Raw genomic sequence first — 13,286 nt, 5'->3', positions numbered from 1 at the left:
TGTAGAATGAAGAATTACTTAGAAGAAACTATTCATAAAGAATATGAAGGATATAAGGTTGTAGATTTTCTTAAGGAAAGATTTGAGCTCTCTAGGAGATTTATAAAGAAAGCATCTATGGAAAAGAGAATTACTTTAAATGGCCAGGTTGCAAGGAAAGCAAATACTCTTGCTATTGGAGATATTGTTAAGGTAGAGCTTGAGAGAGAAGAAACTCAAAATATACCTGGTGAAAAAATGGATATAAAGGTTGTTTATGAAGATAAGCATATTCTTATTGTGAATAAGGATCCATACATGGTTGTACATCCAACAAAGAGTCATCCAAATGGGACGTTATCTAATGGAGTAAAATATCATTTTGAACAAAATGGAGAAGATTGTATTGTACGAATGGCGAATAGATTGGATATGAACACATCAGGTCTAGTAATGGTTGCCAAGAACCAATTTGCTCATATGAAAATATCTACAGCTATGCAAAATAATAGGATAGTGAAAGAGTATAAAGCTCTAGTAAAAGGGAAATTAGAAAATAAAAAAGGAACAATTGATGCTCCTATTGGGAGAAGAAGTGAAGACTCTATAAAGCGAGAAGTATTTCCAGAGGGAGCTAGAAGCATAACTCATTATGAGGTTGTGGAAGAATATTCTGATGTGTCTTTATTGAAGGTTAGACTTGAGACAGGAAGAACACATCAAATTAGAGTGCACTTGAATCATTTAGGACACCCTATAGTGGGAGATGAACTTTATGGAAGTACAGATGAATACATAGACAGACAGGCGCTTCATGCATATAAACTTGTATTACCTCACCCATATACTGGTGAGACAGTTGAGGCTGAGTGTGAACTCCCAGATGATATATTAGAGTGTATTGAAAAACACAGAGAGTAAAAACAAAGGGGAACCATAATTGGTTCCCTATTTATTTCGTATTTGTTTTTAGGATTTTAGTCCCAGAATATATTTTTCTTTCGAGATTTCTTTTTAATTTGAATAATTCTTGTTATAACAATTAGCATTATTATAATCAGTACGGTTATCACAAAGGGATAAACTGGGTATTGTGGAGTTGATTGAGTTTCGGCAGTTGTTTTTTCAACATACGTCTTATTTATTTTCGCAGTAGGTGGAAAGTATTCATCTCCTGCAAGTAACGTTATGTCTACAGTTGACTTCCCGATTTTTGCAGTACCTGTGGTAACCTCATCTCCATAAATATATACAGAATTTTTATCTATATCTGCTAATGTTAATTCAGGTTTTGCTGAGGAATCTTTTTTTAATGTCATGTATACATCATCCTTAGCAATAAGAGGCATTGAAATACCTTCATCTTCATAAGTAGTAATTGTTTCACCAGCAGAATAAATCTTTTCAAGTTTATAATTATCAAAACCGTAGTTAAATAATTCAATTGCATCATAAAAATAATTTTTAATTTCATCGTGTACAAGTGCAACGATCAATCTCTGACCATCCTTCTGTGCTGATGCTACATAAGAATGTTGGGACTGTGTAGTGTAACCTGTCTTACCTGATTCAATATACTTATAATGTAAGTTTCCACCTTGCACTAATTTGTTTTTATTCCAAAGAGGATGTCCTTTAGGAACTTGAGTTGTTCCTGGAACTTTTGCTGATACGGTTGTTGAAATCTTTACAAACTCAGGATATTTAACAGCCTCCCTCATAATCTGTGCAAGATCATAAGCAGATGTTTTATGTTTATTGTTATAAAGACCATGAGGATTTTCAAAGTTAGTATTCTTAAGTCCCAATTCCTTAGCTTTATCATTCATCATTTTGACAAATGCTTCTTCACTTCCACCAACATGAATTGCAAGGGCAACAGCACAGTCGTTAGCAGATTCTAACATAAGGGCCAATAGAAGATTTCTTACTGTTATATCTTCATCTTTAAGAATCCATATTTTACTACCTTCAATACCTACAGCTTTTTCTGGAATTGTAACAATTTCGTCAAGATCGCAATTTTCTAAAGTTAAAAGAGCGGTCATAACTTTGGTTGTAGAAGCTGGTGGATAAGCAGTATTCATATTTCTAGAATATAGTATTTCACCTGTTGTTGCATCTAAAAGAACCACGGAATCTGCTGCGGCAGATGGTGGATTCTCTGCATATGTTATTTTAGTTGGAAAAATAAATAAAGATAAGCATAGAATCAGGAAACAAGCAACAGGCTTAAATATTGTGTTTTGTTTCCATTTGATCATTTGACATAAACTCCCTCTATAAACCATTTGAAGAAATAATCTTCACAAAAATACATTTATTAATAGTATAACAAAAAAAACGTATATTAGCGATAAAAAAATACGTTGATTGTAAAAATCGCCGTGAAAGAGAAGTAGAATAATATTTTTAAATCCTTAAGAATTGTATTATAAGTCATATAAAATGGTTTAATATGGCAATACTAGAAAATAGAATGTAAATTTAAAGTGGAAGTGATTAAATGAACTTTGAAATGAAGGATAAGATAATTTTAGGGTTAGTATCAATAATTATTGTGATTTCCAGTGTAGGTGTAATAAGATATGTATTAATAAAGGAACAATCACCAAGAGTGGAGGTTTTAAAAAGAGATAAATATTTTATGGAGGAATTTAAAGATGAAGAGGAGTCTATAGATGATAGGAAAAGTAAAGAGGGGGAAAGTAGAGAGGTTAATTTAACAGTTAATAATAAGGAAGATATTAAGAAGATAACTGTTGATATTGAAGGGGCAGTTAAAGCGCCTGGTGTTTATACGATAGATGAAGATTTAAGATTAGATAATTTAATAAAGATTGCTGGAGGGCTTACAGAAACAGCTGAGATAAAGGGGCTTAATAAGGCGATGAAGCTTCAAGATGAAGGATACTATTATATTTATTCTATAGGGGAAGAGAATAATGGAGAGATTGTTGTATATAATTGTGTGGATAGTAATATAACCACAGAGAGTTCATCAGATAATAAGGAAGGGGATAGAATCAATATTAATACTGCTTCTATAGAACGGTTACAACTTATACCTGGGATAGGAGAAGTTAAAGCTGCTAGTATAGTGGAATATCGTAAGAAGAATGGCGGATTCAAGAGTATTGAGGAGATTAAGAATATTTCTGGAATAGGAGAGAAAACCTTCGAGAAACTAAGAGATTATATAGACATCAGATAGTTTATAATATACAATGTATGATGAAGAGATTTTAGGCGGATTTAATATCCCTTTACTAAAGCATGGAGGTGGATTACATGAAAGATATTAGATTAACACAACTTGCAAAGACATCTGGATGAGCGGCTAAAATAGGGCCGGAGACCCTTTCAAAAATACTAGATAAGCTTCCTGCTATGGAAGATGAAAATTTGATAGTTGGAATAGAAACAAGTGATGATGCTGCTGTATATAAATTAAATGATGATATGGCTGTAATTCAGACTTTAGATTTTTTTACACCAGTTGTAGATGATCCATATGTATTTGGACAGATTGCTGCAGCAAACTCATTAAGTGATGTATATGCTATGGGTGGCAGACCTAATGTAGCACTTAATATTGTATGTTTTCCGAATTGTTTAAATATAGATATTTTAGGTGAAATACTAAGAGGTGGAGCAGAAAAGGTTAAAGAAGCAGGTGCTGTAGTTATTGGTGGGCACTCTGTTGAGGATGATGAACCTAAATATGGTTTATCTGTTATGGGAATAGTACATCCAGATAAAATATTAAAGAATTATGGTTCAAAGCCAGGAGATTTATTAATACTGACAAAGCCTATTGGAACAGGAGTTGTGAATACTGCTATTAAAGCGGAGTTTGCATCAAAGGAAGCTTATGATAAGGCTGTTGAGACTATGATTACTTTAAATAAATACGCTGCTGAGATAGTAATTGATCATGAGGTTAACGCATGTACAGATATTACTGGATTTGGACTTATGGGGCATGGCTGTGAAATGGCTGAAGCATCTAAAGTTACGATGAATCTGTACTTTGATGGTATACCTTATATTAAAGAGGCAGAAGAATACGCTAAGATGGGTATGGTACCAGCAGGGACATACAATAATATGGGATATCTAGAAGGTAAATATGAATTCCATGAACTTGAGGATTGGAAAAAGGATTTACTTTTTGACCCGCAAACATCAGGTGGACTTCTTATTTCTGCAAATAAAGAAGAAGCATATAAGATGATGAAAAAATTCCAAGAAAGCAACATTGAAGCTGCAATAATTGGAGATGTTGTTGAGTTTGATGGTAAATATATTAGAGCAAAATAACTTTTGAAGGTGATGTTATGAACAGAGAACTATTAAGAAACTTACCTAAAGTAGACGAGCTACTTGATAGTAATGAGATAAAAAAATTACTTGAAGAGGTAATGAGACCTATCGTTGTTGAAAGTGTAAGAGAAGCTATTGATCAGGTAAGAAGTGAGATACTTAGTGGAGAGAGAGAGAAGTTAGGGGAGGATGAGGTTCTTTCAATAGCTTTAAAAAATATAAAAAGAAAGAATTCTACTAACCTAAGAAGAATAATAAATGCAACAGGTACTGTTATACATACAAATCTAGGAAGATCTCTATTGAGTAAACAGGCAATGGAGAATGTAATAAATGCTGCATCAAATTATAGCAATCTAGAATATGATGTGGAAAAAGGGAAAAGAGGATCAAGATATAGTCATATTGAAGATCTTATAGTGAAGATTACAGGTGCTGAAGCTGCCATGGTGGTAAATAATAATGCAGCTGCAGTTATGCTTGTTTTAAATACATTATGTAAAGATAAAGAGGCAATTGTTTCAAGAGGCCAACTTGTTGAAATTGGTGGATCTTTTAGAGTTCCTGATGTTATGAAGTTTTCAAATGCAAAACTTATTGAAGTTGGAACAACAAATAGAACTCATGATTATGATTATGAGAATGCTATCAATGAAGATACAGGAGTACTCCTAAAGGTACATACTTCAAACTTCAAGATACTAGGTTTTACTGAAGAAGTATCTATAGAGGATATGGTAGAACTAGGAAATAAGTACTCATTACCTGTGGTTGAGGATATTGGTAGTGGTGTTCTTGTTGATTACACAAAGTATGGTTTTGTGTATGAACCAACTGTTCAGGAGAGTATAAAGAAAGGTATAGATGTAGTTACTTTCAGTGGAGACAAGATGCTGGGTGGACCACAGGCAGGAATAATAGCTGGTAAGAAGAAATACATTGATATGATGAAAAAGAACCAGTTAACTAGAGCTCTTAGAATCGATAAGATGACTCTTGCAGCTCTAGAAGGTACATTAAAGCATTATCTTGATGAAAGTGATGCAATAGAGAATATACCTTCATTAAATATGATATTAATGAATAGCGAAGATATAAAGAAGAAGGCTTATAAATTAAAAAGAAAGCTTGTTAAAGTTACTGATAAATTTGATTTTAATGTAGATATGGATTTCTCTATGGTAGGAGGCGGTTCTATGCCTACAGAGAGAATCAAATCTTATGTGATTAAAGTAAAAGGATATGAGATGAAACCTGCTTTAATTGAGAAGAAGCTGCGTGAATGCGAAACTCCAGTGGTAGTAAGAGTAAGTGGTGATAGTGTAATCATGGATCTTAGAACCATTAAGGAAGATGAGTTTAATTTTATTGTGGATGCTTTTAAAGAAATAGGATAGGAGGAAGAGTATGAAACATATAGTTGTTGGTACAGCTGGACATATAGATCATGGAAAGACTACATTGATTAAGGCTCTTACAGGTGCTGAAACTGATACTCTTCATGAAGAAAAGAAGAGAGGAATATCTATTAACCTTGGATTTACATTTTTTGATCTTCCATCAGGAAGAAGAGCAGGGATAATTGATGTTCCAGGACATGAGAAGTTCATAAAGAATATGCTTGCAGGTGTAAGTGGAATTGATGTTGTAATGTTGGTTATTGCAGCTGATGAGGGAATAATGCCACAGACTAAGGAGCATCTTGAAATTCTTCAGATTCTTAATGTTAAGAAAGGAATAATTGTCTTGACTAAGAAAGATCTTGTTGATGAAGAATGGTTTGAGATGGTTAAGGAAGAAATAAAGGATGAGTTCGTGGGGACTTTCCTTGAAGATGCTAAGATGATTGGTGTTTCATCTAAAACTAAAGAAGGTATAGATGAACTTATTGCTGAGGTGGATAAATTAACAGAAGAGACAGAGGCTAAGGATAGCCTAGGGCATTTCAGACTTCCAGTTGATAGATCTTTTTCTGTTAGTGGATTCGGTACAGTTGTAACTGGTACGATAATTAGTGGTTCTGTTCATGTTGGAGATGAGATGGAGATATACCCTAGCAGAACAAAAGCAAAGGTTAGAGGAATTCAGGTACATGGAGCTGATAGTGAGATTGGTGAGGCTGGACAGAGATGTGCAATAAACCTTGCTAATGTTAAAAAAGAGGATGTAGGAAGAGGATCACTTCTTGCAGAAACTGATATGTTAGAACCATCTATGATGGTTGATATGAACTTCTACTACTTAAAAAGCATGAAGAAACCTCTTGAAAATCGTCAAAGAGTTAGAGTGTATAGTGGAACAAGTGAGATACTTGGTAGAATGGTTATCCTTGATAAAGAAGAGATTAACCCAGGAGAGAGTGCTTACGTTCAGTTAAGACTTGAGGAGCATATTACATGTCAAAGAAATGATAGATTGGTTGTTAGAAGTTATTCGCCTATGCATACAATTGGTGGAGGAACTGTTATTGAACCTGTTGCTAATAAGACTAAGAGATTTAAAGGAGATTATATTGATGACCTTAAGGTTAAAGAAGAAGGTAAGCTTGATGATATAATTGAAAATGCTCTTAAAAAGATGAGTGAGGAATATCCAAGTGAAAAGGATATTATAAAGGCTCTTGGTAAAAATGAGGAAGATGTAACTAATGCCCTTTCTAGTCTTGTTGAAGAAGGTAAGGTTATTAAGTTAACTTCACTAAATACGGCTGCTTTTATTCATAGAAGTTTCCTTAAAGAAAAAGAAGAAGAGATAGTTAAACTTCTTGAGGAGTATCATAAAAATAATCCTCTTAAGGTTGGTGCAATGAGAGAAGAAATCAAAAGTAAGGTTTTTTCAAAGTCTCTAAAGCAGAAGCAATATGATGAGATACTATCAATAATTGAAGAGAATGAAGTTATAAGTGTAAAAGGCGAGTATGTTGCACTTGCTACATTTGAGATAGTTCTTTCTCAAGAAGAAAAGAAGATAAAAGATAGAATAATTGATGAATATATCAAGGGTAAGTACACTGCGCCTAAGGAGAAGGAACTTGAAGCCTTATTTAAGGATAAGAAAGCGTTTAAGAGAGTATTTACACTTCTTATAGATCAGGGTGAACTTGTGAAATGTGCTGAAGATATTTATTTCACTAAGAAACAATTTGAAGATGCTAAGAATTTAATCGTTAATTTTATAGAAAAGAATGGAAGTCTATCAACTGGAGAGAGTAGAGAACTACTTGATTCTAGTAGAAAGTATGTAGTCGCTATTCTTGAAAAGCTGGATGCTATGAAGGTTACTAAGAGAAGAGAAAATGAAAGAATACTTTGGTAGATAACAATACAAGATCCGAATGTGTGAAAAAGTTTTCACATATTCGGATTTTTTTAATACAATGGAACTATAGGACTAATTTGAGGTGAATTTAGAGTGGCTTTCTGTTTGGGTTATGATCTAGATAAATGTAAATATCTAGGGGAAGGGTATGAGGGACAGGTGCTGTTAACTCCTGACAAAAAGGCTCTCAAGATATTTAAAAATCCTGAAAAGGCATTTCATGAATATGATATTTTAAAAAAGTGTGAGGGGAGTGTTTTTTTTCCTAAGGCTTATGTTTTAGATAAAAATATTGTGCTTAGAGAATATGTTGGAGGGATAGAACTAAGGGAGTATCTTGAGAAGTATAAGATTAATGAGAAATTGGCACGTAATCTAATATTATTAATGTTTGAATTTATGAAGTTAGGATTCACAAGAATTGATATTGGGAGTAAACATATATTTGTACAAGATGATTACTCAGTAATGATTATTGATCCAAGGAAGAGCTACACTAAAGTTGTTAATGCTCCATATAAACTTTTAAGGGCTTTAGAGAGAAGAGGTCAGCTTGATGAGTTTTTAAAAGTGCTTGTGGAAATGGATCCAAAGATAGCGCAATATTGGTTAGATTGTTATACCTTTGAATACGAGTATGTAACTATGGGAACAAGGTTTAAGTTTAGTAGATAGAAGGTTCTTTATGGAGAAATTTAATAAGGTAATAATGCCTGTGGGCATTTTAATATACGGCGTACTGATTGAATGAATGATTCTATCAGTACGTTTTTTATTATTTTAAAATACATAGTTCTCTTTTTTTAGAAAATGTTGAAAAAGTACAAGTTTTAAATAGTATAGTTGTAGTAAAATAATAAAATATATAATTAAAAGAAAATATGGTATAATATGAGAGTTAAATGAGGTAACTTTCATATCGATATGAATGATGAGGATGATGGACAAGTACTAAAAGAGTATATGTAATGTGAATGTGAGAGATAGCTCTCTTTTTTAAAAAGATGTTGAAAAAGTACAAGCTATTAAGATTAGGGGACTAGAGAAAATTAATTTTAAAGGGGTATGAGCAATGGGAAAAAAGAGAGGAATTATAGGGATAATCATTATAATAATGATTATTATCTCAACTATTGGGATCAAGTATATGTCAATACTAAATAATTATAAGGAAGTAAGGGAGAGCGGCAACAATTATAATTATAGCGTCACTCAACATCCATTTTATAATAATTATGAAAGTTTAGAGTTTTTAACAGATGGGAAGAAAGACTTAAAGCTAAAGTTATGGTGTGAAGGTCTAACTGGAAATGTAGTAGTGAAGGTTTTTAGTGAATATGGTGACATATGCTATGAGAATAAATTTAAGAAAATTAACGAGGAAGTATTAGTGCCTTTAAAAGAGGGTAAATATAAAATGGAGATAAGTATTAAAAGTTTTACAGGTGCTGTGGCATTGGGGTACGAAAATATATTGATGTTAAAAAATTTGCCAGAGGAGAACTACAGTATTATTCCTAGTAATCCTTCAAAGGGATTTCATTGGGAGTATATCTTGTATATACCTGATAATGTAACTACAAATAAATTATTGGTAGTACCGAATAACACAGGGACAACCAGTGACAATATGGATTTTCATAGAGAAAGTGCAAAGAGATTGATACTTTATAAATCAAAGTTAGCTGAAGAATTGGGTGTTCCTCTCTTGGTTCCGATTTTTCAAAGACCTAGTAGCGTGGAGAGTATGTATACTCATGAACTTGATAGAGATACTATTTTTTCAGAGTTAAGTGATTTAAGAAGGTTAGATTTACAGCTAATTGAAATGATAAATGATTCCAAGGAGATATTATCTGAAAAGGGTATTGAAATGGATAAAAAGATTCTTATGTCTGGATTTTCAGCATCAGGAAGTTTTACAGATAGATTTACCTTCTTACATCCTGAATTAGTGGAGGGGGCGTTTTTTGGTGGAGCAGGAAATATAATTCCCTACAAGGAGTTGAATGGAGAAAATCTTCCTTATCCAATTGGTATATATGATTATAAAAAAATAACTGGTAAGGAATTTGATTTAAATTTATTTTCTAAAGTTCACAGATATATGTTTAAAGGATCTCTGGATGAAGGAGGATGGGTAAAAACCAATATTAATGGTGAAGCGGTTACCTACACTGGTAAAGAGTATTATTTGAAATTTAAAGTACCTGAGATTTTGAAACGAAGTAAAAATCATGATGCTCCTATTTATGTTGATGGAGACTTAACTGAAATGGATGAAGATGATATATTTTTTAAAGCTTATGATCAAAAAATTCTTCAGGAGAGGTTTTTAATTATAAAATCAATTTTTGAAGAGTGTAACTTAAATAACAATGAATTTGTTATATATGAAAATGTAGGACATGAAATAACTAATGAGATTGAAGAGGATGAATTAAAATTCTTTAAGGGGATTTTGGATATCTTAAATTAGAATATAATATTGTGGAAGGCATATGAAATAATTCATATGCCTTTTTGAGGGAATCTATCTATATTTAAATTGCTTCTTCTAAGGAAGCATTCATATTGCTCATCCATGTCCTGTTGGTGAAGAGTTTTAATCCTACTACCATTCTAAATAGTTCTTCCGATGAAATAAAGAAATATACCCATTGAATTGGCAGATTAGTATATTTCGATACTACTATACCTAATGGTATACCAATACACCATGTACCAGCCATTTCTAATGCTAGTATTATCTTAGTATTACCACCACTTCTTAAGATTCCACCAGCAATTATCATATTTGATACCTTAATCCATAGAACAAGTGAGAAGACATTAAGAATTTTACATGCATATTCTTTTGATTCAGGGCTTATTTTCATAAGGTCGATATAGTATGAACCTAATAGTGAAATTAAAATACCTATTATAACTGCAAACATAATTCCTAACTTAATAAATTTTTTACCATATGAGTAAGCTTCATCATTTTTTCCTTCTCCAAGAAGGTTACCGATCATTATTCCAGAGGCAGCGCCAATACCTGACATAAGTCCAAAAGAGAGTCCTTGAATTGGGAATGTGGACATCATTGCAGCAGTTTGCATTCCACCTATTCTACCATAAATAGCAGAAAAGACTGAATCGCCGATTCCCCATAATGCTTCATTTAAAAGAAGTGGAAGCATAGTGATAGTGAATAATGATACAAGCTTCTTATTGAATTTAAAATAATCTTTTATTTTTAACTTAAGTAAGTTCTTTCTATGGAACAAGTATAATATTAGCATACATTCCACTAATCTACTTATAGTAGTTGCTATGGCAGCACCTTTTACTCCCATTCCACTTATACCAGCCATACCAAAAATTAAAATGTAATTTAAGAGAGTGTTCAGGATTACTGAAACAAATCCAGTGATCATAGGAGTTTTTGCATCTCCACAACTTCTAAGCACAGAGGCAAAAGAATTAACTATTACAAGAGGAAGCAGTCCTAAAGCTATTATTCTCATGTAATCAGCACCAAGTGAGATTACCGCTGTATCTTTTATGAAAAGACTCATAATAAATTGTGGACATAAAATTGATAATATAATTGTTAAAAGTGCTATGATGCTGGCATAGGATAGGGTTATGCCAAGGACACCAGCAATTTTTTTCTTTTCTCCACCACCCCAGAATTGTGAGGCATATATTGAGGTCGCAGATGTTATTCCTGCTAACGTAAGTAGAAATATAAAAGATAACTTTGTGCCTAAACCTACTGCATTTATGGCTGTTTCTCCAAGTTTACCTACCATAAGTTGGTCTATCATACTTAGAGAACATTGAATAATACTTTGTATTGTAATTGGAATAGCAATATAGGTTAATTTCTTCATAAAATCTTTATTTGATTGTATCATCAAAAAAATTCTCCTTTTCATGTATAGTGTTGTACAAATTGTACTACTATATTATCATTTGTATTTTTCTGTGTCAATGATTAACAATAAATTTATGATTTAGAAATTTTACTTGTGGTTTCATGTAAAAAAGGTTAATTAAAGTAAAAAAATATTGACTTTTGCAATATATGCCAATACAATAGTAGAAGTAAGCAATAAATATTATGAAAGGGAGGGATCGATATGAACTCTATCAAAAATAGAATTCCATGCAAAACCAAGCCAATAAAAGTTAATATTGATACCTGTGAAATATCATAATATATTTATTATTTTTATAAATTTTGTGAAAAAATAATATTGAATATAGATGGTAAGACATGGGTGAAGCTATGTCTTTTTATAATGCTTAAATTTAAAGACATGGCAAGTTCTATGTCTTTTTTGTGTGCTTGGATTTAAATGAATATCTCTTTTATTAGGTTGAAAAAATTCATAGAACTACAGAATAGATATCTATTATATGAAAAAAATTAGAAAAAGAGAGAGGTTTAAATTAATGGAATTAAACATATTAGGTTGGAATAGAATATTTGAGGAATCATTCAATAATATAAAGAAGGATGATTATATACCAGGAAGGGTAATAAGAGAAGAGAAGGGAAGATATATAGTCCAGCATGAAACTGGAGAATGCGCTGCAACAGTATCTGGTAAGTTAAGATATAATGCAATGAGTATAAGTGATTTCCCTGCTGTTGGTGATTGGGTAGCTATAAAGCTTATTAATAATGACGATGAAAGTATCATATATAATGTTTTACCAAGAAAAAGTAGCTTTTCAAGGAAAGCACCAGTTTCAGGTGGAAGAAAAGTTAAAGATGTATTGGGAAGAAAGATTACTATTGGTGGAAGTACAGAGGAGCAGATAGTTGCAGCCAATATTGATGTTGTATTTATAGTAATGGCACTTGATGATAACTTTAATCTTAGAAGATTAGAGAGATATATTTTGATGGCATGGAATAGCGGTGCCACCCCTGTAATAGTATTGAATAAGATGGATATGTGTGATAATTTATCGGAGAAGTTGGAGCAAGTTCATGAGATAGCTGCAGGGGTAGAGATTCATTGTATAAGTGCATTGAATAAAGAAGGTATTAAAGAACTTAAAGAATATATAGGTGATGGAATTACAATAGGATTATTTGGATCATCGGGAGTAGGTAAATCCACAATAATTAATTGTTTATTAGAAGAAGAGCAATTACTCACTGGTGCAGTAAGAGAGAGTGACAGCAAGGGAAGACATACAACAACATGGAGAGAATTATTGTTAATTCCTACAGGAGGGATAGTTATAGATACGCCAGGTATGAGAGAACTTCAGGTATGGAGTGAGCGTGAGGCTGTAGATGAGTTGTTCAATGATATAATTGATCTTGAAAGTCAGTGTAAATTTAATAACTGTTCTCATAATACAGAGCCAGGATGTGCTATAAGAACAGCATTAGAGGATGGTACTTTAGATCCTGAAAGATATGATAATTATAAGATAATGCAATTAGAGGTAGGATATCTTGAGGGGAGAATTAATGAGAGAAATGTGGCGTACTCTGGTAAGGAAAAGTTGAAGCTTAAAATTTTAAAGCAGAGGAAAAATCTATAATTCAGATTATCTTGAGTTATGATGTATGTGAAGAGAGATAGATCTCTTTTTTTAGAAAATGTTGAAAAAGTACAAACTGTAAGTAAAGAAGATAGGTTTGTCTAAGG

Annotated in this window: 10 protein-coding genes; 8 read left to right on the top strand and 2 right to left on the bottom strand. The window is 32.4% G+C overall.

What is annotated here, in order from left to right:
- The first annotated feature begins 6 nt into the window (after nt 1-6).
- Nucleotides 7-900, top strand: a complete 894-nt coding sequence (locus OW730_RS19400) for an RluA family pseudouridine synthase (RefSeq protein WP_271225697.1) — start codon at nt 7-9, stop codon at nt 898-900.
- A 56-nt stretch (nt 901-956) separates the two neighbouring features.
- Here OW730_RS19400 and OW730_RS19395 read toward each other — a convergent pair whose 3' ends face one another.
- Nucleotides 957-2,243 (bottom strand): D-alanyl-D-alanine carboxypeptidase family protein, encoded by a 1,287-nt coding sequence (locus OW730_RS19395; RefSeq protein WP_271225696.1) that lies wholly within the window; start codon nt 2,241-2,243, stop codon nt 957-959.
- Nucleotides 2,244-2,497: 254 nt separating this feature from the next.
- On the opposite strand from OW730_RS19395, the gene OW730_RS19390 reads away from it, so the two are divergent.
- The 6 genes from OW730_RS19390 to OW730_RS19365 all read left to right on the top strand — a co-directional run bounded on the left by OW730_RS19390 (nt 2,498) and on the right by OW730_RS19365 (nt 10,102).
- Nucleotides 2,498-3,193: a helix-hairpin-helix domain-containing protein gene (locus OW730_RS19390; RefSeq protein ID WP_271225695.1), complete on the top strand. Its 696-nt coding sequence runs from the start codon at nt 2,498-2,500 to the stop codon at nt 3,191-3,193.
- A 77-nt stretch (nt 3,194-3,270) separates the two neighbouring features.
- A complete protein-coding gene (selD, locus tag OW730_RS19385) occupies nt 3,271-4,302 on the top strand; it encodes a selenide, water dikinase SelD (RefSeq protein ID WP_271225694.1) in 1,032 nt (343 codons plus the stop codon).
- 17 nt (nt 4,303-4,319) lie between these two features.
- Nucleotides 4,320-5,702: an L-seryl-tRNA(Sec) selenium transferase gene (gene selA / locus OW730_RS19380; protein WP_271225693.1), complete on the top strand. Its 1,383-nt coding sequence runs from the start codon at nt 4,320-4,322 to the stop codon at nt 5,700-5,702.
- A 10-nt stretch (nt 5,703-5,712) separates the two neighbouring features.
- On the top strand, nt 5,713-7,620 hold the full coding sequence (gene selB, locus OW730_RS19375; RefSeq protein ID WP_271225692.1) for a selenocysteine-specific translation elongation factor: 1,908 nt from the start codon (nt 5,713-5,715) through the stop codon (nt 7,618-7,620).
- A gap of 96 nt (nt 7,621-7,716) precedes the next feature.
- Nucleotides 7,717-8,298 (top strand): hypothetical protein, encoded by a 582-nt coding sequence (locus OW730_RS19370; protein ID WP_271225691.1) that lies wholly within the window; start codon nt 7,717-7,719, stop codon nt 8,296-8,298.
- 397 nt (nt 8,299-8,695) lie between these two features.
- Nucleotides 8,696-10,102 (top strand): hypothetical protein, encoded by a 1,407-nt coding sequence (locus OW730_RS19365; RefSeq protein WP_271225690.1) that lies wholly within the window; start codon nt 8,696-8,698, stop codon nt 10,100-10,102.
- A 64-nt stretch (nt 10,103-10,166) separates the two neighbouring features.
- Here the strand turns inward: OW730_RS19365 and OW730_RS19360 are convergent, their stop codons facing one another.
- Nucleotides 10,167-11,528: an MATE family efflux transporter gene (locus OW730_RS19360; RefSeq protein WP_271229606.1), complete on the bottom strand. Its 1,362-nt coding sequence runs from the start codon at nt 11,526-11,528 to the stop codon at nt 10,167-10,169.
- 505 nt (nt 11,529-12,033) lie between these two features.
- Here OW730_RS19360 and rsgA point away from each other — a divergent pair.
- Nucleotides 12,034-13,179 carry a ribosome small subunit-dependent GTPase A gene (gene rsgA / locus OW730_RS19355; protein WP_271225689.1) on the top strand — a complete coding sequence of 382 codons (1,146 nt, stop codon included), beginning with the start codon at nt 12,034-12,036 and terminating at the stop codon, nt 13,177-13,179.
- Nucleotides 13,180-13,286: the final 107 nt, after the last annotated feature.

It is taken from the genome of Oceanirhabdus sp. W0125-5, from assembly GCF_027938815.1.
Lineage (GTDB): Bacteria > Bacillota > Clostridia > Clostridiales > Clostridiaceae > Oceanirhabdus.
The sequence above is the reverse complement of the archived record's forward strand: the minus strand, read 5'-3'. Positions and strand labels throughout refer to the sequence as shown.

Excerpts from the sequence above, each read along its gene's own strand:
- OW730_RS19400 (WP_271225697.1), top strand. The coding sequence starts at position 7 with ATGAAGAATTACTTAGAAGAAACTATTCATAAAGAATATGAAGGATAT.
- OW730_RS19395 (WP_271225696.1), bottom strand. The coding sequence starts at position 2,243 with ATGATCAAATGGAAACAAAACACAATATTTAAGCCTGTTGCTTGTTTC.
- OW730_RS19390 (WP_271225695.1), top strand. The coding sequence starts at position 2,498 with ATGAAGGATAAGATAATTTTAGGGTTAGTATCAATAATTATTGTGATT.
- selA (WP_271225693.1), top strand. The coding sequence starts at position 4,320 with ATGAACAGAGAACTATTAAGAAACTTACCTAAAGTAGACGAGCTACTT.
- selB (WP_271225692.1), top strand. The coding sequence starts at position 5,713 with ATGAAACATATAGTTGTTGGTACAGCTGGACATATAGATCATGGAAAG.
- OW730_RS19365 (WP_271225690.1), top strand. The coding sequence starts at position 8,696 with ATGGGAAAAAAGAGAGGAATTATAGGGATAATCATTATAATAATGATT.
- OW730_RS19360 (WP_271229606.1), bottom strand. The coding sequence starts at position 11,528 with ATGATACAATCAAATAAAGATTTTATGAAGAAATTAACCTATATTGCT.
- rsgA (WP_271225689.1), top strand. The coding sequence starts at position 12,034 with ATGAAAAAAATTAGAAAAAGAGAGAGGTTTAAATTAATGGAATTAAAC.